Annotated in this window: 24 protein-coding genes; all 24 read right to left on the bottom strand. The window is 35.7% G+C overall.

The genetic code is table 11. The annotated features are described in order from the left end of the window. Positions 1-17 precede the first annotated feature (17 nt). Positions 18-446, bottom strand: a complete 429-nt coding sequence (locus QR40_RS15625) for a hypothetical protein (RefSeq protein WP_027294263.1) — start codon at positions 444-446, stop codon at positions 18-20. A gap of 426 nt (positions 447-872) precedes the next feature. After that, the gene (locus QR40_RS15615; protein WP_044295928.1) at positions 873-4,100 is read right to left on the bottom strand and encodes a hypothetical protein; all 3,228 of its coding nucleotides are present in this window, start codon (positions 4,098-4,100) and stop codon (positions 873-875) included. Between the two features lie 89 nt (positions 4,101-4,189). Further along, complete coding sequence (locus QR40_RS15610) at positions 4,190-6,448, bottom strand: Helicase associated domain protein (protein WP_044295927.1); 2,259 nt, start codon at positions 6,446-6,448, stop codon at positions 4,190-4,192. Positions 6,449-6,528: 80 nt separating this feature from the next. Continuing rightward, positions 6,529-7,233: a hypothetical protein gene (locus QR40_RS15605; protein ID WP_027294267.1), complete on the bottom strand. Its 705-nt coding sequence runs from the start codon at positions 7,231-7,233 to the stop codon at positions 6,529-6,531. Between the two features lie 13 nt (positions 7,234-7,246). After that, the gene (gene clpX / locus QR40_RS15600; RefSeq protein WP_027294268.1) at positions 7,247-8,470 is read right to left on the bottom strand and encodes an ATP-dependent Clp protease ATP-binding subunit ClpX; all 1,224 of its coding nucleotides are present in this window, start codon (positions 8,468-8,470) and stop codon (positions 7,247-7,249) included. Between the two features lie 622 nt (positions 8,471-9,092). Beyond that, on the bottom strand, positions 9,093-9,350 hold the full coding sequence (locus QR40_RS15595) for a hypothetical protein (RefSeq protein ID WP_027294269.1): 258 nt from the start codon (positions 9,348-9,350) through the stop codon (positions 9,093-9,095). 560 nt (positions 9,351-9,910) lie between these two features. Further along, entirely contained in the window at positions 9,911-10,444 is a 534-nt protein-coding gene (locus QR40_RS15585) for a GIY-YIG nuclease family protein (RefSeq protein ID WP_027294271.1), read from the bottom strand. Between the two features lie 142 nt (positions 10,445-10,586). Next, entirely contained in the window at positions 10,587-12,326 is a 1,740-nt protein-coding gene (locus QR40_RS15580; protein ID WP_027294272.1) for a hypothetical protein, read from the bottom strand. 267 nt (positions 12,327-12,593) lie between these two features. Further along, a complete protein-coding gene (locus QR40_RS15575) occupies positions 12,594-12,809 on the bottom strand; it encodes a DUF5659 domain-containing protein (RefSeq protein ID WP_044289393.1) in 216 nt (71 codons plus the stop codon). Between the two features lie 185 nt (positions 12,810-12,994). Next, complete coding sequence (locus QR40_RS15570) at positions 12,995-13,441, bottom strand: hypothetical protein (RefSeq protein ID WP_027294273.1); 447 nt, start codon at positions 13,439-13,441, stop codon at positions 12,995-12,997. Next, positions 13,431-13,724, bottom strand: a complete 294-nt coding sequence (locus QR40_RS15565; protein WP_044295925.1) for a cold-shock protein — start codon at positions 13,722-13,724, stop codon at positions 13,431-13,433. Before QR40_RS15565 ends, QR40_RS15570 begins: the two co-directional genes overlap by 11 nt. 81 nt (positions 13,725-13,805) lie before the next feature. Beyond that, positions 13,806-14,048: a cold shock domain-containing protein gene (locus QR40_RS33755; RefSeq protein WP_416389851.1), complete on the bottom strand. Its 243-nt coding sequence runs from the start codon at positions 14,046-14,048 to the stop codon at positions 13,806-13,808. A 581-nt stretch (positions 14,049-14,629) separates the two neighbouring features. Further along, positions 14,630-15,013 (bottom strand): hypothetical protein, encoded by a 384-nt coding sequence (locus QR40_RS15560; protein ID WP_027294275.1) that lies wholly within the window; start codon positions 15,011-15,013, stop codon positions 14,630-14,632. A 200-nt stretch (positions 15,014-15,213) separates the two neighbouring features. Next, positions 15,214-15,729, bottom strand: coding sequence for an HNH endonuclease (locus QR40_RS15555; RefSeq protein WP_044289396.1), 516 nt, complete (start codon positions 15,727-15,729; stop codon positions 15,214-15,216). A gap of 14 nt (positions 15,730-15,743) precedes the next feature. Next, a complete protein-coding gene (locus QR40_RS31830; RefSeq protein WP_156042901.1) occupies positions 15,744-15,896 on the bottom strand; it encodes a hypothetical protein in 153 nt (50 codons plus the stop codon). A 13-nt stretch (positions 15,897-15,909) separates the two neighbouring features. Continuing rightward, positions 15,910-16,311, bottom strand: a complete 402-nt coding sequence (locus tag QR40_RS15550) for a hypothetical protein (protein ID WP_027294276.1) — start codon at positions 16,309-16,311, stop codon at positions 15,910-15,912. Between the two features lie 13 nt (positions 16,312-16,324). Then, positions 16,325-16,732 (bottom strand): hypothetical protein, encoded by a 408-nt coding sequence (locus tag QR40_RS15545; RefSeq protein ID WP_027294277.1) that lies wholly within the window; start codon positions 16,730-16,732, stop codon positions 16,325-16,327. A 28-nt stretch (positions 16,733-16,760) separates the two neighbouring features. Beyond that, positions 16,761-17,423 (bottom strand): Rha family transcriptional regulator, encoded by a 663-nt coding sequence (locus QR40_RS15540; RefSeq protein WP_052377806.1) that lies wholly within the window; start codon positions 17,421-17,423, stop codon positions 16,761-16,763. A gap of 233 nt (positions 17,424-17,656) precedes the next feature. Beyond that, entirely contained in the window at positions 17,657-17,878 is a 222-nt protein-coding gene (locus QR40_RS15535) for a hypothetical protein (RefSeq protein ID WP_152614221.1), read from the bottom strand. A gap of 10 nt (positions 17,879-17,888) precedes the next feature. Further along, positions 17,889-18,044, bottom strand: coding sequence for a hypothetical protein (locus QR40_RS31825; RefSeq protein ID WP_156042903.1), 156 nt, complete (start codon positions 18,042-18,044; stop codon positions 17,889-17,891). A gap of 71 nt (positions 18,045-18,115) precedes the next feature. Beyond that, positions 18,116-18,295 (bottom strand): hypothetical protein, encoded by a 180-nt coding sequence (locus tag QR40_RS15530; protein ID WP_027294279.1) that lies wholly within the window; start codon positions 18,293-18,295, stop codon positions 18,116-18,118. 180 nt (positions 18,296-18,475) lie between these two features. Beyond that, complete coding sequence (locus QR40_RS15525) at positions 18,476-18,676, bottom strand: hypothetical protein (RefSeq protein WP_027294280.1); 201 nt, start codon at positions 18,674-18,676, stop codon at positions 18,476-18,478. Positions 18,677-18,731: 55 nt separating this feature from the next. After that, a complete protein-coding gene (locus QR40_RS15520) occupies positions 18,732-19,334 on the bottom strand; it encodes a hypothetical protein (RefSeq protein WP_027294281.1) in 603 nt (200 codons plus the stop codon). A 168-nt stretch (positions 19,335-19,502) separates the two neighbouring features. Continuing rightward, complete coding sequence (locus QR40_RS15515) at positions 19,503-19,814, bottom strand: hypothetical protein (RefSeq protein ID WP_156042904.1); 312 nt, start codon at positions 19,812-19,814, stop codon at positions 19,503-19,505.

Raw genomic sequence — 19,814 nt, 5'->3', positions numbered from 1 at the left:
CCGCAAGGATGTTATTTTTAATTGATTATTTCCTTATTTAATATGGCATTCAAGACATATACCAAATACTCTTGATTATAAAGCAATTCGAGTAAGTCCGTCTTTTCGCCTTCGCTAAAACAACTCCATTTTTCAAGTACTATATTTACGATATCCCTTTCACTATAATCGTTTTTATATGTAACATTATGATTCTCCATAATATTCTGAAATCTATCGCTAAACATCTCACAGTTGAATATTTTCATATTGAATATTTCATTCTCTGATATTTTAGCACTGCTATCGTCTGTATAAGATATGTAGTAATAGGCAGTTGGTTTATTCTCATGAATTTCAATCCCGATCTCTTTAAGAACTCCAAATACAGCACCCTCAACCTGGTCTTTTCCAGTTTCTATCATAAGTAAATCACCGATCTTTGCATTATTTTTTGTATACTTCATCTTATAATCTCCTTCATTAAATTTAGTTATAAATAAATAGGACTGCTAATCTAGTTCACCGTTTAAATAGCTATTGAGTACTTCAAGGCTCGACTCCCATAAATCCAAACCTCTTTTAAAATTGCTTAATACAGTTGAAGGTATTCCGGTTACTTCCGATATATAGATTTGTTTCTCTCTAATTAACCGCTGAATATACCTCTCTCTTACCTCTTCCTGTGATAACTTAACCATGATGATTACTCCTCTCAAATTTTATTTTTTATCATAATTTAACAGCCCAATACACTCCGCAAATCAATGCACTGGGCTGTTTTTATTGGACATCTCCGGGGAAAGCTACTCCCTGAGTCCTACATACATATGGCACTTTTTTACACAAATCCTTAATTTTCTGCGTCAATGCTATGATTTTTTGTGCAGATTTCACGAACATGCTTTTCTAAAATAATCCCGTATCTTCGTTCCTGCCTTATTATAGTCATGATCGCTGATCCATACATCTCCTTCATAATATTGGAATAAGACTTTGATCCCCAGACTTCCATCTGGATATACTTTTGTTTGCAATATTTTTTGTTCTTCCAGCAATTTTATAGTTGTCTCCATATATTTATGATTCACTCCACTTAATTTTTCTAACGCCAGATAAGTAAGCTGATTTGGAGTATTATTATATTTTTTGAACCAATGGGAATTACGGGTTTCTACTATTTTTTTTATATTCTTACCGTTTCCATCTTTAATCATTTTACCGTTCTCATCCCGTACAACAATTGCTTTTCTACCATGCCCCTCGCATTTTCTGCTTAAAAAAATAAGTATGGTTAATATCCGTTTCAACTTATAACAATTTTCTCTTCTGGTTACTTTACTCGTTTTGTAATATTTATCGATGATTTTATTGATGTGGGATCGGTCATTTTTTGTAATGATAACAGAACGGTCACCAAATAGCCTGTCAAAATAGTGTAGTTCTACTCTGTTTTTATTGTACATTTCTCTTTGTTTCTTCTTTACAAATGCTACGTTTTTACGATGTCTTTCTTCTAATTTACCTGTATCTATTTTTTTTAATTCAAGCTTTGAACATCTCTTTACCATCTCCCAGGGAAAAGCATTCCAAAGAATATCCCTTTGCAGAAAAAGAAATTTGTTTCCATTGTGCTTGTCACCATAGTATATTACAATCAACATATCTAATAATCTATCTATATCCTGCTCTATAAACATAAGCTCCGTTCTCGTCTCTGCATAAAACCAGCGAAAATTTTCACGGGCTTCTTTACGATGTCTCTCCGACTTTAAATTTTCCTGCCTATACTTCGCAGACAGTACTTGATATTTATTGTGGCACTCAACAAGCTTGCGGTATACCTTCCTATTTATAATCGGCACACTTTTTAATAACGTTCTGTGATCAAAAATTTCGGCAGCACAGCTTGGAGACATCTCTAAATCCATATTTAATATCTGTTGCTCTGCATAATGACACAAGCGGTTCATATTACAATCATAGTTCTGGAATTTCTTTAGTTTATTGATTGTTACCGGAGGTTTTTTGAGATTACGTGCCACTGATAACGATTTTTCTTCATTCTTAGCAATGCTTTCATTTTTATGCAGATACCTCATCCAGTAACCTTTCCCCTTTCCTCCTAGAAAATTGATAATTTCCCTTGGTAAAACGGCATTTTCTCCTGTTTTAGCAAAATCAATCGTTTCTGCCCCCACAATTGTCCCTATTTTAATAAAATCCCTTACTCTATTTTCATTTGTATCAATCAGAGTCCAAAGATTAGTAATTTTATCAATGACAGTCCCGATGGAATTTTTGAATGACAACGCATTGACTTGCATTAATGCAGCCCTATCTGTAATACTTACACCATTACAAGCAGTTTCCTTATTTATTTTATCATCCTTAAATACTAATCTGCCATGACCAGCTTCTATCTCCCGCTTAACAGAACTGAGCAAGGACTTGTTATCTGTTGTACAAACGGTATCTCCGTCGAAATCTGCACCATTCAGAGCTAATGCCAGAGTATCATACATGCTGGTTACAATACCTGTTGTCAGATATTTATACCAATATTGAATGGCATCTTCATTCTGAATATATCCGATGCGGTGCTCCATGCCTATGGCGGGGTTCCTTATAATATCTACCTCTTTTATCCCTTTTTGATTCCACCAATTTGAATATACATAAAAAGGCTTATGTAACAGCCCTTTAGGGTCTAAGCCAAAAGCATACTCAGCAAGACCATAAACATCTGGCATGAACACCTGGTAGTTACCCCTTACAATCTGTTTTCCAGATAAGAGATTGTTTTTTAACTTTTTAAGGTCTGCATCAATTTTTGATTTGACATATGTATCGTTATATAAGCTTTTGTCTTTCAGCAATGCCACATAGTAAGGCGGAGTGTGTCTGTCTATCGTTATTTCAACCTCATCGTTATCAGCATCTTTTATCAACCGTCTGTATTTCAGAAACTCTTCCGGGTTGGAAGTGACCTTATCATACAGATCTAATCCTTTTGTGCTGATTTCCTCAATTTCTTCGTTGGAAAAACGAACGGATTGTAACGGTTGATAACTCAGCATAGTGTCCTCTTTTAAGTCTCCTGGATGTTCTGCGTAGGAAACCACATTGAAAGTTCTTTTGTATCCGTGATATTGTTTATCAAATTCATTCCGCCACAGCCAATAATCAAATTTTCCATCTGTCATAAACTGCTTATGAAATTTAAACTGGGACTTTGTGAGAATAACGTCTATATGATCTTTAAAGATATCCCACTCTCTCCCTCCCAGGTCTGTAATTTTGGATACTTTACGCTTCTTTGCAAAATCTTTAAGGTCAAAGACCATGAGTTCACCTTTTATTCCCGGTATTGCCCGAAATTGAAAACAGGAAGGCAGATATCCGGGGTGAACCCCCTTCTCATTTTTCTTTTTTGTCCTGCACCCTAACTCTATAGCCCAACGTGCAGCACACTGGGGCGTAACCAGCCCGCTGCCATCAAACGGCATGATATTAATATTTTCTGTTCTGGGCTCTACAACCTTATATCTTTTTTTATCGTTGTCTTCCAGAACTTCAACAATATCTACGGTATCCGTAACATTTTTTTCAAAATCATCGATTACTACAATATTAGGCATATAACTTACAGGCGTGCTGTCCGTTGTCACCATTGCGTAGTATGCATTCCATTTAGAAGGGCGGTCATAGATCAGATCTTTTGGCATACCACATAGCAGGATGTCGTTCATTTTATCGATGATATGTGTTTCAACAAACAAATTCTTCTGGGTTCGTGAATGTCCTGCTCCGCAAAAGGTAGAAGCATATTCTTTCGTTATCTGCTTTATTTTACCGCTCTCTTCTAATTCTTCTATAATAAGGTCTACTTTACCCTGATTATTTATCAGACTTTGATAACGTTTCTTATCTTTTCCAACATCTAAGGTAAACAAGTAGGGTACTCTCTCGTACCCGCTCTTGTTGTATTTGTGTTTCCCTGATAAGTGAATAAGTATTCTATGCAGTTCACTTTCGCTGGACAGATTTCTTGTGAATGTATCATCAGCAGCTGAAAGTTTAATTTTATTTTCAATTTTACCAGCTTCTGTTTTGATCATTTTGTTGATTCTAATCGTTTGTGTCTCTACTTCTCGGCTTATAATTGAGTCCCCCTTTAATTGATATTATTTATTGTTGGTTAGCAATATTAATTTCTATCAGCTTTCAATGGTGTGTCTTCATTAACGTATTTGAATGTAAATCCATTGTGTTGTTTTTGTATCCCCTTACATACTCGTCCTATAGAACCCTCGTTAAATTTGATGTCAAACCTTTGAGAAAGTTTTCTTTTGGCTGCCTGATACGAATCATACGTTTCCACATAATTGCCCTCATCATTAAATACTTCGATTTTTCTTTTTATAACGCGGTTCCCAATCTCATCAATATCACAACCTATTACAGCCTCTACATTTTTTCTCTCCTCTTGGGTTAATTTTTCCGGATTGTTTTTAATGGTTTTGGTGATGTAATAATATAATGATGAATATTCCCCGTCACTTTTTACCTTTACTTCTTTATTCGCTAGTAATCCTATTAGTTCCAGTCTTTCATTCCATAGTGAATCTGTATGACCTTCTAATTTAAGCCCCAATTTTTTGAGTTTCATTAGTCTATCGTCTGGTATTTTTCCATGCTTGTATTTTTGTTTCCAGTATCTTAGCATTTGCCCTATTTTATATTCCCCCCAATTCTCTTCCCACTTTATATTCAAATTACCATTCTCACTTTTATACCCGACTAATAAGTCATAGAAGGTCTTGAAGCTTTCAAGTTCCCACGTAAACCCCTCAATTGATTCCAATAATTTAATTTTCCACTGAGGGTAGCCCTTTCCTTTTTTCTTCTTTTCATTTTTCTGGGTTGCGAGAAACGCACCAAGTTTCCTCTCATAATCGTCTTTGGAGCAAGAGCTTGGGAGCTTCTTACGTTTTTCAGCGAAACATATCACTTGTGCTATCCGTTCTTTAAACCTGATATCTTGAACACTCCAACAAAATCCTCTATTTTCCAATTCCTTAGTCTTCTGAGTAGATAATAGTTTATTTTTGTGCTCTTTTCTTTTATTGGCAGTCCAGTTTCCCAGAGCAAATCCATCAGAGCATACATATTCCCTTGGGACTAATGCATCCCCATGTTCCTTTATATATTCACTAAGTCTCTTTAAACCATACTCAAATCCACCTATCAGCCGACCTTCGATATCCTTAAACTGATTAACAGCATCAATTACTTCATCGAGTATAAAAAAACTATCCAGGTTAAAATCATTTATAAAGTCCTTATTATCTGACTGTTCTCGCTTTATTCTCTCAGCCAGATCGCTCTTTAAATTACATTCCTCTAACGACTGTGCGTTAGCGACCAGATCAAAGATAATCGGAGTCAATTGCCCATCGCATGATAATGCCCTGCCGATTTGCTGATAATATAAATTGGGTGATATGGTGTTTCTTAATAAAATTACACCGTCAATATCATGTATACCTTCGTTAAGCATACCCACGGCAAGACATAATCGAATGCAATCGCTGTTGTCTTCTTTAAATGTCTTAAAGTCCTTGTCTTTGCTATGATTCTTAGAATGTACGGCATATATTTTAGTATCACTAAATCCAGCATCTAAAAACCATTGTTTTACAACTGATCTCATTTCCTCCAAGTGATTTATATCTCTACAAAACACAATGAACTTTCCACTAATACCTGTTAGATATTTCCTCAAAATAACCGACACACCACTAGCCATATCCAAACGTTTTTTTAGTTCCGCAACCTGATCAAGCAATTTTGCTTTATCTTCTTCCGAGTTGTGGCTCTGAGCGATTTTCGTGCTAGTTTTGGCAACTTCATTATCGAATGTGTATAGAGCACTGATATACCGGGGTAAAGGTAAAATTCTACGTATAATAGAGCCTGATAAGCTCATATCACAAGCCATATTCCCGTCAAACAACTCTTCTGCCATATTCCTGCTGCCATCCAAATACCTAATAGGGGTAGCCGATAATCCCAGAGTTTTAGCATTTGGATATGTATTAAGCAATTTCTTTACACCTGTCTGCCATTTCTTCGCACCCGCACGATGCATCTCATCAATAAGAATAAGATCTGGTTTAATACTTTCAATTTCTTGATTATCTAAATTAGAAAGCTTGCTATAAGTTAAAAACTGGACATCAATTTTTTCCATCTCCCACGGCATAGAGCTTTTAAATTGTTCTATGATATATCTCTGTGGCTGAATGATCAATGTCTTTTTATCAGAATAATCCTCTAACAGCTTCAGCATAAGATAGCTTTTCCCGCTGCCTGTTGGCTGAACGACACATGCTCTGTTTTTTGTTTTGAATATTTGCTGTATTTCCTGATACGTTTCTTGATTATGTTGCAATAGTTCTACCATGTCTAATCCCTCCCTCGAATATATGTTCTTGATAAAGGTAAAAAATAAAAAGCGTCTTCTATATTAAATTTTAAGTTGATCTATTCATCGGGTTCTATAATTCTTAAACTACTTTTCTCTATTGGAATAATTTCACCCGTCACGTTGTTGACCATAAAATCGTCGTTCATTGAAAATGTAGTCAATCCGGCATCTTCAAAAAATCCAGCCAGTCCTTTTTTTCCGTTACATTTGCACAAATCATCTACAACGGTCATCCAGTTCAACTGAAATTTGAATAAATCGTACTGCTTGTAATCCCACAATAGGTTTTTCACATTCTCTTTTCCTAATAACTGATCAGCATCGTATTTATTTACCTCTGACATCGTAGTGAAATAATCTTTCTCAAAATATTTCGCTCCATCATATACCTTATCTGGCGGAAATAGCTGTACAATATCTCCAGGAGTCATCAACCCCAAAAGATAGATAATACCGTCAATAAATTCATATTCTGCTTCTGTTCTTTCTTTGTCAAGATACCTCTTAGTACCTATTTTCTCAGGATTTTCATCATGATAATAATTTATGTATTTTACTCCATAAAAAACCATCTTTTTAATATAGTCGTTAAAATCGCTCATAGTTCTTACCGTCTTTTTGTATTCCTTTAAACTGTTTAACAATTTCATGTATGCGCTTAAATATAGATCACTTTTATTGCTAAACACTTTATCATTATTAATTTTCTCCTGTGATTGATTTGTGCTGTTATCCCCGTGAATCTTGAATCTTTTTCCCATATTTTTTCCTCCTCTAGCATGCTGCTAATTTTTTGTTTTTTCCCTTTTTTATAATTACATTCGTTTTTCCATCAATTGCATCTTCATTTATAATCGCTTTTGCATCATTCAGGTTATCCATATCAGGTATTCTATACATAATCTTCTGCATGGATTTCTCTAATATTGAACGCAAACCTCTAGCCCCGGTGTTTTTTATGATTGCCAGTTCCGCAATTCTGTTCAATGCACTTTCCGTAAACTCTAAATTCACTCCATCCATTGACATCAATGTCTGATATTGTTTGATCAATGCATTTTTAGGCTCTATTAATATCCGTTTCAAATCATCTTTGGTAAGTGGCTTCAATGTCGTGATTATCGGAAGCCTACCCACAAATTCAGGACTCATGCCAAACTTTATAACATCTGATGGTTCAATAGTATTCATGCTTTCCTTAATGTCAACCTCTATATCTTGAGTATTGAACCCGATAGCTTTTTTCGGTTCTGGTTTGGCGGTTGTTTCAGATAATCCCTCAAATGCCCCACCGCAAATAAACAAGATATTGCTAGTATCAATCTTAATGCATTCGACACCAGAAAATTTCCCACTTCCCATAGGAACATCCACTACTGAGCCTTCTATGATTTTCAGCAGTGCCTGTTGTACCCCCTCACCAGAAACATCTCTTGTTGTAGAAGTATTCTCGCCCACACGTTTTAATTTGTCTATTTCGTCTATATAGATAATGCCTTGTTCCGCCTTTTTTACATCATACGATGCATTTTCTAGCAATCTGAATAAAATATTCTCGGGATTATCTCCAACGTATCCTGCTTGAGTCAGTGAAGTTGCATCAGCTATCGCAAATGGCACACCAATAAATTTAGCAATAGTCTGGGCAATATAGGTTTTTCCACTTCCTGTAGAACCAATCATAAGAATATTGCTCTTCTGTAACTCGACATCAGTTTCATTTCGTAATCTCTTATAGTGGTTGTAAACAGCCACTGACAACGTTTCTTTTGCATCATCCTGAGCAATCACATATGAGTCTAAGTGTTTCTTTATCATAGAGGGTTTTACCGTCTGTATATTTATCATATCTTTCTCTTGTTGGCTCTTTTCCAATAATTGATCATGAGCGTTCTGTATGCAGGTTTCACATATGAATACATAAGATGTATCTCCCTCTATTAATTTATTCTCTTTTTCAGAGTTTCCACAAAATGAGCATTTCTTTTCTCTCGCCATAAAATAATATTCCTCCGTTCTGATTTAAATCATCAAATAATTTACATTTACTTAACTTATCTTTTAACAGAATTTTGTCAGGTTCGAAAGGACCTCGCAAATAATACCGTATACGGTGAGGCAAAATTTTGCACTACCAACATGAAATATCACTTTCAAAGTATGTCATCATCCTGACTGGTAAACTATTTATTTCCAATATTCGCTATTTCCATATGCTTTTCTTAATAGAATCGCAAGCTTTTTCATAAATGCTTTATCTGTTTGCCACAGTATGGACACAAATCTTCGGTATACTAATAGCATCAAATGAAGAACAGCGGTTTCACAGAATCACTCAAGCGAACTATCGCCTCAGTAATACATCAAGTGGACTGCCGTTGTGCTTCAACTAACAAATCCCAACAATATTGGATTACATAGATTTTCTCTTTTTCATAACTCAGCCCTGTACGTAAAGTATGGGGTCTCTCTCCGTCCAGGTATATTTCAGCAGGTGGAAAATTTTCCACTAGCAAACTTCATGAAACCATATTCTTCAACGACTATGCTACTAATAGAGCGTAAAATTGCGCTGTACCACATGGTTGGTAAGCTGGTTACTGACAACCTAACACTTGCATTATTTTCTCTTTTTATGCTTCTGTTTCTTTTTACTCGCCTCCCATTCCCTACAGGCTCTTTTACAGTCGTTCGCATTATCGAATATGTACCGGAATTCTCTTGAGAACGGATCGCCTTTTTTCGTCTTAACCAAAACACTGTTATTGCTTATCTTAACCACAGTTACCTGAATCGCTCCACCATAATTAGGTGTAAAATATTTCTCATTTAATTTTATCTCTTCTATTTTCGCTGGTACTGGTTTAATATATGTCATTTTGTTTCTCCTTTTCTATGTGTTTCAAAACTATTTCATGTTCAAAATCATAAGTTTCTATGTGACCGTCCTCAAATCTCTTTAAATATACCTGTAATACATTTAATCTGTGCTGATACACCATACACGCACACAGCCCAATATCATCATAAACGTCAAACCTCAAGGTTGTTTTCAAATATATGATCTCAATCTTACATCCGGTGAAATGCTCTAAAACTAATCTCATTCCATCACATAATCGTTTTATCGTTGGAACTTTATACTGCCGAACTCTAATTCTTTCTGTTACCCTGCTGCCACAATAGAAATTTCCTTTCTCAAACAGCTTAACTCATCGTATACATCATTCATTTTTGTTCTCCTATGCTTATTCTGTTGAAATTACACCACCGACACATAATAGAGCTTCACAGCTATTGCTACTTACAGTTTCAAATCCACCTTTATGTAGCTGGGGAGCAGGATCACAGCTTGCCTGTGGTCTTATGTTATAACAGCTATTTTTTGTGGGGTATTCTCTTATATATTTTGTATTAGAGTTTACCCCATAAAAGTAATTAACTAATTTTGTAATAGCCCTTTTTATCTGTCTTCATCTGATTAAACATTTTTTTGATTGCTGGTTTCTTATATCTTATTTTTTCTAATTGCTTATGTGTTAATCCGGTTTCTTTTAACAATTCAGTCATCTTAAAAACTTTTTCTTTCGGTTGCCTATTACACCACTCAAGTATTCTCTGTGGATTTGTCATCACATCATCGTTGTTAGGCTTTCGGCTCATTATTTTCTCCAGCGGAGTTCTCTTAATATACTCACACCAATTGCACTCATCTATGTAAAATGTTAATTCGCCTGTAAATTTATTTGAAACGTTGTATTTAGGCTTGTATCTATTAATAAAATATAAAGCGAATACCTCCATATCTGCCTCGGATGTAAATTTGATATATTCAATTTTATTCTTTTCTTCCAATAGCGCTTTTTTGCACCATGCGGATTGCGTCTGAATACATTGAAATAAATTAGTAGTTCTGCCAATATACAAAATTTCACCATCTTCATTCAAGAACCTATAAACATAATAATTCACCTATCTTATCCTCCTTATAATGAATGTCGCAGAATCAAGATTCTACTCTTTCGTCCACCAGCTTTAGGAGCTGATGAACGATCTATTTTATTTATAGACCCCAAATCTCTATTAATTTTTTATATTAGAGGATAGGGGACCTTTATAGTGCTTTTTTGTAATAGCCTCTTTTTTCTGTTTTCATTGATTCAAACATTGCTTTAATAACTGGTGACTTATACTTTATCTTTTTGTATTGTATTTGTGTTAATCCCGTTTCTTCTAACATATTTGATATTTTGAAAATCTTACCTATAGGTTGTTCTTCACACCATTTAATAATTTTTTGTGGATTTGTTATATCTTTACCACTCTTTGGCTTTCTTACTTTAACCCTTGCCACAGATATTTCAGGTGGCTCTTCTTCATATTCGAATTGTACACCTAAGTGTAAATATCGCATTCTCATAATCGCTGACAGTGCAGAAAATTGTCTTCCATTATCTTCGTTGTTATAAAAAGCCCATACATGCACTGGTTCTTTGCTGTTCATATTTCTTATGGCTAATCTGAAGATGTTTTGTTCAAAGTCTGCCAGAATAGATGTGTACATGATGTCATTAAGTATTGCTGAATCCCTAAAAAGATTGTCAAAGTACTGCAAGCTTTGATCCTGGGTCTTTTTCTTCACGTCTTCCATGATTTTAGGTTCTGAAGAACAGTACATAAAGAAATATGCAAGCTGGGAAAAACGGTTTAAACCTATGTGTGCCATTTCCTGCAAGTCCTTATAATCATTAAAACCTTTCGTATTTCCGAGGTGCGCAATGAAAATAAAATCTTCTTTGAATCTGTTGATAATTTCTGAGTAAGACAAAACTAGCATATTGCGATAGTCATCTGCTGTTCTTTTTAAATATTGGGCAATGGCATCTGTATATGACTTGGATTTCTGGCTTTTATTGCACAACGCATTTTTCGATGTTGTAACATTGCAATTGGTAATTGTCAGGTTTAACGGTACACTGAACTGCTCACAGTGAATAAGTTTGACGTAATCCAGTTCATAGCATGGATCTATGTTACATGTGGCATCCAGTACAAACATTTTAATGTCACCACTTAAGAAGAATTTCTCTTTATGGTCAACCGAGATCACAAATTTCTTATCATAACTGCCATTTCTTTTCTTGCTACAGGTGAAAATACCTCCATCCTGCGCTAACTGTTGGAATCCTAGCAAGTCAACACAGGCACTGTTATATTTTTCTATGACCTTGTCCTTATTATCATTGATGATCTGGAAAAACAATTCATCATTACTGGTCATCGACTTCGTTCTGGTGTCACTCCAGTACAAGAAAAATTGAGTATCCCGCTTTTTCTCCATCTGTATCATTTCATCCTGAATACGCTGGCTGAAAATATTAAACTCACGAATAATCCAGTCTTTATCTGCTACGGTATCGTCAAGCCCCATTTTCAGTGCTGTATCAATGTCATTCAAATTCTTCACGCTAAGTTCTAACTGTTGGCTGAAATATGGTTTCTCATCAAAAATGATCCTGCTGCGTAAATGTCTCTCTCCATTCATATAGAAATGATGGAACGTTTGAAGCGTTTTCGTATCCAGCATGAAATATCTCTGGGTACTCATAAGCAATACAGGTTTATTGCTCTGCTGAATTACCTGTTCTTTGAAATCCTTGCCAGACTTTAAAATGGCTATGTTCTTTTTATTTCTGAGGTAAAACTGTTCCATTTCCTTTTCGTCATCGGTCACGATCTGCCTTGCATTGGACACATAACCTTCCAGCCGGGAAATTGAATCTGTCACAATAATCAGTCCGATTGGTTCATTCTGATCCTGGCTTTTATTCTGAATACATTGCTGGATAAGCACCTGTAAAAATGAACTTTTCCCAATACCGCATCTTGCTGGCAAACAGGACACGTAGTCAGTGCAATTCTCAGTCTGAAGTACTTCAAAAAAGAAGCGGAAGAAATCAAGCTGTTTCTGGTGAAACTTAATATTAGGAAAGATCTGTTCCCTGATATCCTCAAATGTATGATAATCTAGTTGTTCAAAATGATTTATTGTGTGGTTTTCGATATGTAAATCCTCCTCTGTTCTTGCATTTATCTGTTACAGTGCTAATTTAATTTGTTTCTACATTTGTTTGCCTTGATTACCAAAATAGATTTGAATACAATGTCTTATCTTGTCCGACTCCATGAAGTAAAACACATTCTTATTTTTATACTTTTCATTCTCAGCCATCCCCATCAGCACAAAGCCCTGCATCATTAAAAAACCAGCAAGTTTTTGATTATATATCGGAAATGCAGTTTTCTCCTTTAGATTTCCTTGTTTCTTATTTTCCATTACTACCTCCTTAAGATCTAAAAATTTCTCGTATTCAAAACATATGTTCTTCACTGGATAAAAAATAATAAGTGTCTAAAACGAATATGCTTGTAGGAGCAACCTTGTGCAAAATTTTGCACTATGTTAATCTAATAAGTGTTCCTCTAAGGGTGTCACAGATTTGTGCACCCCTAGAACCTCTACTATTCGCAATGAGTGTTAATGCTGTTTATTTTTTCTGCCACAATTTCCAACATGCTTTGGTAAGCACCTATTGCTTTCTTTACTGTTTCCTGTGATTTCTTTAATACCTCTGCCATTTTTTCTGATTCCTGCTGCAGCTTCCAGTTTTCCACAAGAAGATCATCTATAATTTCCACTGCTCGGCGTTCCTCACAATTTATATCTAACCTATCCAATCCAGTTAAATCATAGTCAGTAAACAGACAATGAATGCCGTCATCGATACTCATTTCAATTATCGAATTCTCATTATCCGCTTTCCACTTTTTTAGAAACTCTTCTTCAGATAAACTCTGATCGGCAAATTCTTTCTTGATCATGTCGTACATAATCGGGCTGACAAATATCCCAGTCCTGTCGATAAACTGTGATCTCTCAATAAATGTTCCTGCTGTTCTACTTTTCATTTTTCTTTTTCCTTTCGTTGTGAGGTGTGAATGTTCTTTTGTTTTCGGGATTATATTCCCGGGCTACATTGACTGCGTAAACCGGATGCTTGTTTGATGATGCAAATTCAAATGTGACTTTGTGTCCTTTTTGGATGTTGTTGTATCTTTGTACGGTATCATTAGCATGGAAGAAAAACTTTTCCTTTTCCTTGGTTCTTATGTATCCATACCCTTTCCCAGGATCATACCAGAGTATCTTACCTTTTTGCGTTTTCTGCTTATTACTTTGCACTACTTCCATTTTGTTATCCTCCTTTGACTTTTCCTAAACTAAGATGCATGTTTAAATCATTGTTAAGTATCAATTCTGACTAATTATCCTTTAGCAATACTTAGTTGATCCATTTACATTAGGCGAGACTTCAATTAGCACGTTCACAGCCCGGTCTGGTTTTCCCGATTCTGGATAGGGATAAAAAACACACGGGTTTCCTGCTGCTGCTTTTCTTGCCCCATGCTGTCTGATTATGTCGCTTCGATGGAAGAAATAGCTTTGCCCTGAATTTGATTGTATGAATCCATAATTCCGTATATTGCAGAACCATTTCACTGTACCTTTTTGCATTTTACTGCTATTTTTTTGCACTCTTCTCAAATTGATCTCCTTTTCTTACTTCATATTCTATTTTCAAAGTTCATTTTTGGTATAAAAATTACACCTGCCTAAACTGATTGGAATATTTTGGGTTGATTACCCGTTGACCTAAAAAGAATTTTGTGCTATAGTTTTTGTGAAAGATTTTGTATAGCGCTGTTTCTTTTTAGGTCAGTGCATTCTAAATTACTTTGAGTGTTGGTAGCGCTCAACTAAAAAGCTGATGTTCTGGTGTTGGTAGCACCTACATTGGCTTTTTTTATGTAATTTGATGAATTTTTCTCGAACATTTGTTTGTTTTTTGTTCGTATTTTATAATATTACCTCTCATTTTTCTGTTTGTCAATACTGAATTGTCGAATTTCTTGCATTTCTTCAAATAAAAAAGCCACCTCAACGTATTACACGTATCAGCAGCTAACCTGAGCATGGTATGAATATACTTAATAAAGGGAAAACTCTCCCTGTATTATGCATTCACTTCACCATATTCATTTATCAAGGTACGTTAGCTGCACGTAGAATATTTATTATCCTCTATGCGTGTCTTTCTATATATTTTTTAATTCTAGCATGAACTGCACTCGGCTGTCAAGAATTTTTCTTTGCCTGACCATTTTGCTTGTCAATAAATCAAATAGCTTTTCTGCCGTTGACAATTCAATGCTGTTTCCTGCTGCATCCTGGAACATAAAACAATCCTTTTTCCGTCCAAAATCCGCCTGATACACAAAGTAGCTGATTAACTCCTCTTCATCTGCTGATCCCCATAAGATATGTAGCAAGTTTAAAACCGTGTTCGTACAGTCCGGGTAATAATCTTCTTCATTTTGCAAACTTTGATTGACGCTATTCAGCTTTATCTGAAAATCTTGCGTTTCCTGAACATGACTCAAATACTCAACGAATAACTCTTTTGAAATAACTGGTTGCATTGGTATTTCCTCCATATTTATATAATGATATGCTTATGACGGTGAACGATTCGTTCAACGTTTATTCCTTTAATTATCAATTCTACGCTGAATTCTATATGAAATTGTCAATGTGCATCGAACAGCCATAGATACCACTATCCGTAATCAACCTTTTTTATAAGAAGTGATCTAACCATTCTCTTCTCCTTTCTGGGGTGTCAAGCGAAAGCTGTCTTCATTGCATACTCAATGATGTCATCATCTATCTGATTTCCTTTTTCCTCATTGCATTTACGGCATACACCCTGTAGATTATCCATTGAACTGATACCTCCCCGTGACAGTGGGAAGATATGATCAAGTGTCATATAGGTTGCTTTATCTCCATCCGGATCTATATGTAGTTGCTTTCCGCAGCAGGCGCATAGTCCGCCCTGTCTTGTGTATAATACCCTACGCTTGTAATCTTTGTTGTGTATGCGTTTATTCTTCCCAAAACGGCGGCTGACCACCTCTGTGTTGATCGTACACTCGACAGAATCCATTCCCATTTCACATGCTAATAGATAATTGATAAATCCATCTGTCAACAGACCTCGCTGTGTTATAGTAACAGGTTTCTGGAAACAGCCATGCTCATTAAAATACTGCATGTGCTCTTCTATCTTTACCTGTCTTGGTGGCTTTCTATAAAAAATTTCCGGTATTCTAATGCTACTTATTTTAATCAACATGACTGTTTCCTCCTTTACTTTCTATCGCTTTTGTAGGTATCAGGGAACCATTTTATTCCGCCCCCTGATTTGTTTTGAGTTGCGGGTGTATTCAGAACAGATTTGCCTATACAACTTATTTCTCCTCGGTTTACTGTTTCTGCAAAAATAACTGTTTCCTTTTTCATTGCTTATCCCTTCCTAGAAAAATTGGTCTATAACCTCTTTTAAAAACATTTTCTTTAACTCTGCATCATACGTTGATAAATTTACAGGTAGACTGACTGTTGACTCTCGACATCTTTTGCCATTATCATAAAAATCAGCAACTATCTGATATGTAATTTTCTTGTTCTTCATTTCAATTGAAAGGAACATTATTTCAATACTGATCCCCTCATCACTCCATTCACCGATCCTATTAATGATTTCCTGATCATATTTGTTCTTTTGCGCTTCTGCTGCTACTAATATTTTGCTCATTAGTTCCTCTGATACTTCCTTAATTACTAGGAAAATTGATATACGCTGATTATCTAATTCCAATTCATTCAAATTGATTTCCCCTAAGTTTAATGTTCCGATCTCTGTTTTCATCTTCATGATAATTCCCTCCCTAGAAAAATTTGTCAATCATTGCTTTAATCATGCTTTTTTTCAGTTCATTTTCGTATTCAGACAAATCAACCGACACAAAAACCTCTGTCTCACGTATCCTGTCATCCTGATCAAAGAAATTGACCATCATTTCATACTGAAGTTTCTTCTTGTATGTGCGGATCATCAGGAACATGGAGTCTATAACAACTTCTCTATCACTCCAATCTCCAAATTTTCCTCTTACTTCCTTGGTAAATTCCTTTTTCCTTATCTCAATTGCTTCCTGTATTTTTTGCATCAGGTCTGTAGATACTCGCTGTACCTCAAAAAATGTCATTACACTTTCTTCGCCTGTCTCAATTTGTAAGTCATTCAGATCTATTTCTCCTAAACTCATGGTTCCGTATGCTGTTTTAAAATTCATTATGTAATCCTCCTTAATATGTTTGTTGTCATCCTGCCAGAAACGCAATAGCGCTGAATTGTGCTAACCGCTCCTTGCAAGCCTGATATATTTGCTTATACTCTGTCTGCTTGCTGATTCCGTCAATGATACACCGTTCTATGATATTCTCCGCCATGCACAGGGTATTAAGCTGTTCAAGTGTGGCGCTGTCTCTCTGTCCATTCATAATGCCTGACGTTTTATCCGCAAGCCTTGTTAATATGGTATAATACCGTTCAGAGTGGGTACTTCCGCTTGCTTTGGCATAGTCAATGAATGATTTGATGGTATCTGTTTCTTTCTTCCTAATCTGTTTAGATAATGATCTCGTGTCTTGCCAGATGGGTGTCTGCTTCTGTAAAAGCAGCTGTCTCATGATATAAAACTGTTTTACAAGTTCCATTTTAAATTTAACGACAATCGGACTGTTGCCAAATAGCGTCATCAAGAAAGTTGCTTGTGTTTCGTTCAAGCTGCATACTGATGTCTGACTATTTCTTGAATTATCAGACCACTTCAAGTGGTATGTCAATTCGCCAAATTCAGTGAAATATTCTGAATGTTTATTGATCAGTTTAAGAACACTTCGATGTGCATTCCCAGTACCATCTGCAATCACCAAACTATCTGTGAAAACATCACATCCGTTTACGATTACTAAATCTCCCATACCTAAGAATCCTCCTTTATGTTAATGATTTTATGTCCTGTCAGTTTGGCTCCACCTTTTCGTGGATCGAAAACACCTATTTGATTCTGATACAATCTCATGCTGTTTGCTGAAATTTTGAAGGGTTCTAATAGAACCTTTTAAAAACCTTATTTAAGTCCCTCCTTTGATTTTATTTATAAAGTACGGCGGAAAACTGAATTTCCCACGGCTATACCGTCACCGCCTGTCTTTCAGATGCCTGTTAGCGTCTCACTCGCCCATATTGCAAGACTCTGTATTCTGTCGCTTGCCATCCCCCATGTCCCTACCAACTGATTACAGTAGTCCTCCAGCTTGTCAAAAGCTTCCATGGCTTCCACGTCTGACAGTTGTGCATTTGCGTATCTCGCACGCTTTACCAGTCTTCCCGCTTCTACGATATCTTTATTGAATTGTTCTATTGTCATGGTCATTCCCTACCTTTCATAATTGGTCAGTTAGCATGATTTTCTGTAATTTGGCTACCAGATTCTCAAATTCATCTGATTCAATGTGCGTAATTCTCATACGGGTTTCTTTCCCGCTATCGCTGTTTGCTTCAATCACTTGTTCCGTATAATTCACTGTCATAAAGATCATATATATTCCCCCTTAACAACTCATTTTTTGATGTAAATCCCTATCAAATCAATAGCTACTTGTTCAAAAAATTAATTTTCTTTAGCAAACACTAACGCTTTTAGCTTTGCTATTGCTTCTTTTGTGGGTAAGCACTCCCCGCATATATCATAGCTATTGCCTATTCTTCTCTCTATTAGCGCAGTACCATTAAAATCTACTACTCTATAAAAACCTCCTAATGGTATTACTCTAAAGGCTACAATTTTCATTATTACCCCTCTTTCTGTCATGGTTCTCCGATTGCGTATCAAATTTATATAGTGACTTATTTCCCGGTATACCTATAAATATCCAATTCAGTGTATCTTCGATTTGTAAAAGTTTCATTCAGATTGTAACTAAATTCTCCCGGTGTTTCCCGACTGGGTGCGGTGGTCAGAAGATTCATTTTATTTCTTCTGCATCATATCAATCCATGTTTTTAATTCTTTCAATGTTTTAGAACAATTACACACATTGTCATCTTCGTCTACCGCCATGTATGTTACTGTTTGTGTGCATAAACCATAGTTGTCAATTACCTTAAGGATTTTGTATCCTCTGTAGTCTTTTAACTCATTCTCAACTGTATATCCTAGCTGTTTATTCATATCTTTTCCTCCACAAATCAATTATTGTAGTTCTACTACTGCAATATCTTAGCCCTTATAATGGAATATCTATACACACATTTGTGTAGTCATCGTATGTAATTGTGATAAATATACATGATATTTTCTTAATCAGATCCAGCATTCCATCAGGTATTACGTGAATGCATCTGATGTGATCAAGTGCAATCGATAGTGTTTCGCCTTTTCTCTGTATCAGTACTTCATTATTTCCCATTTCAACGTTATAGTTGTCCATGTTGATCTGTCTATTGCCAGGAACCGTCTTGTATTGCAAGGTTCCCCGTTTATTCATGCTTAACAGGTGAACCAACTCAATTGCTGAAATCATACAGCCAAAAGAACCACTAGACCTATGTTCAAGCTCACTGAGAAGGTCATTCATGAATATAACCATGCGGTAGGAAGAATCTGTTTTTTCTATTGATACCACATTTACGTTTTGCAGTTCCGTGTTTTTGAAAGTGGAATATGTGATTCTGTCATCTGGCTTTACATGGTCTTGCAATGCCTGTGCATACTCTTCTTTCGGGAAAACTTTATACTTGACGCTGAAATCGTTAAGCGGTATTATTTTCATCCGCTTGATATTGTTTATGCTACAAAACAGTTTTGAACTCTTGATTTCGAAACTCATTGTGAATCCTCCTTAATTTTGGGTGCACTTAATACACCTACTGAAATATGATTTTTCAGCAGCCAGATTATACAAGTTTTCTAAAGTCAATTGAGTTGACATTAGAAATAAATTTTGCTATCTGGGGGATACCGCCTGTTATCAGATCGTAACAAGCGGTTATGTGATTCATACACTTGCGATTTTGATTGTAATTAATTCTACGGGTGTTTCTTTCTTGTACTTCTCATAAAGTTTCTGACCATCCTCTTCATTTTCGATGAATGCCTTATGATCAAAAAATGGTTTCATGTATGGAGAATAACGTACATTATAAGTAGAAACATTAATTTCACTTTTCCGTCGTTTCTTCATATAGGAAGCAGTCTCTTTTTTTAAGGCTTTAATCTTTGCATCCAATGCATTGACTTCTTTTTTCTTGCTTGCTTTTTTTTGCTCTAAATTGTAAAGCGTTTCTGCTATGCTTGAAAATTCTTTCAT

This window comes from Robinsoniella peoriensis (assembly GCF_000797495.1).
GTDB classification, from domain to species: Bacteria; Bacillota; Clostridia; order Lachnospirales; family Lachnospiraceae; genus Robinsoniella; species Robinsoniella peoriensis.
The sequence above is the reverse complement of the archived record's forward strand: the minus strand, read 5'-3'. Positions and strand labels throughout refer to the sequence as shown.

What these genes read in the sequence shown, in the direction of transcription:
- QR40_RS15545 (WP_027294277.1), bottom strand. Translation starts at nt 16,732, where the DNA reads ATGAATTTTAAAACAGCATACGGAACCATGAGTTTAGGAGAAATAGAT.
- QR40_RS15610 (WP_044295927.1), bottom strand. Translation starts at nt 6,448, where the DNA reads ATGGTAGAACTATTGCAACATAATCAAGAAACGTATCAGGAAATACAG.
- QR40_RS15525 (WP_027294280.1), bottom strand. Translation starts at nt 18,676, where the DNA reads ATGAATAAACAGCTAGGATATACAGTTGAGAATGAGTTAAAAGACTAC.
- QR40_RS33755 (WP_416389851.1), bottom strand. Translation starts at nt 14,048, where the DNA reads ATGCAAAAAGGTACAGTGAAATGGTTCTGCAATATACGGAATTATGGA.
- QR40_RS15530 (WP_027294279.1), bottom strand. Translation starts at nt 18,295, where the DNA reads ATGAAAATTGTAGCCTTTAGAGTAATACCATTAGGAGGTTTTTATAGA.
- QR40_RS15570 (WP_027294273.1), bottom strand. Translation starts at nt 13,441, where the DNA reads ATGAAAAGTAGAACAGCAGGAACATTTATTGAGAGATCACAGTTTATC.
- QR40_RS15615 (WP_044295928.1), bottom strand. Translation starts at nt 4,100, where the DNA reads ATGATCAAAACAGAAGCTGGTAAAATTGAAAATAAAATTAAACTTTCA.
- QR40_RS15575 (WP_044289393.1), bottom strand. Translation starts at nt 12,809, where the DNA reads ATGGAAAATAAGAAACAAGGAAATCTAAAGGAGAAAACTGCATTTCCG.
- clpX (WP_027294268.1), bottom strand. Translation starts at nt 8,470, where the DNA reads ATGGCGAGAGAAAAGAAATGCTCATTTTGTGGAAACTCTGAAAAAGAG.
- QR40_RS15515 (WP_156042904.1), bottom strand. Translation starts at nt 19,814, where the DNA reads ATGAAAGAATTTTCAAGCATAGCAGAAACGCTTTACAATTTAGAGCAA.
- QR40_RS15560 (WP_027294275.1), bottom strand. Translation starts at nt 15,013, where the DNA reads ATGCAACCAGTTATTTCAAAAGAGTTATTCGTTGAGTATTTGAGTCAT.
- QR40_RS15540 (WP_052377806.1), bottom strand. Translation starts at nt 17,423, where the DNA reads ATGGGAGATTTAGTAATCGTAAACGGATGTGATGTTTTCACAGATAGT.
- QR40_RS15565 (WP_044295925.1), bottom strand. Translation starts at nt 13,724, where the DNA reads ATGGAAGTAGTGCAAAGTAATAAGCAGAAAACGCAAAAAGGTAAGATA.
- QR40_RS15625 (WP_027294263.1), bottom strand. Translation starts at nt 446, where the DNA reads ATGAAGTATACAAAAAATAATGCAAAGATCGGTGATTTACTTATGATA.
- QR40_RS15520 (WP_027294281.1), bottom strand. Translation starts at nt 19,334, where the DNA reads ATGAGTTTCGAAATCAAGAGTTCAAAACTGTTTTGTAGCATAAACAAT.
- QR40_RS15550 (WP_027294276.1), bottom strand. Translation starts at nt 16,311, where the DNA reads ATGAAGATGAAAACAGAGATCGGAACATTAAACTTAGGGGAAATCAAT.
- QR40_RS15605 (WP_027294267.1), bottom strand. Translation starts at nt 7,233, where the DNA reads ATGGGAAAAAGATTCAAGATTCACGGGGATAACAGCACAAATCAATCA.
- QR40_RS31825 (WP_156042903.1), bottom strand. Translation starts at nt 18,044, where the DNA reads ATGATCTTTATGACAGTGAATTATACGGAACAAGTGATTGAAGCAAAC.
- QR40_RS15535 (WP_152614221.1), bottom strand. Translation starts at nt 17,878, where the DNA reads ATGACCATGACAATAGAACAATTCAATAAAGATATCGTAGAAGCGGGA.
- QR40_RS15595 (WP_027294269.1), bottom strand. Translation starts at nt 9,350, where the DNA reads ATGACATATATTAAACCAGTACCAGCGAAAATAGAAGAGATAAAATTA.
- QR40_RS31830 (WP_156042901.1), bottom strand. Translation starts at nt 15,896, where the DNA reads ATGAAAAAGGAAACAGTTATTTTTGCAGAAACAGTAAACCGAGGAGAA.
- QR40_RS15555 (WP_044289396.1), bottom strand. Translation starts at nt 15,729, where the DNA reads ATGTTGATTAAAATAAGTAGCATTAGAATACCGGAAATTTTTTATAGA.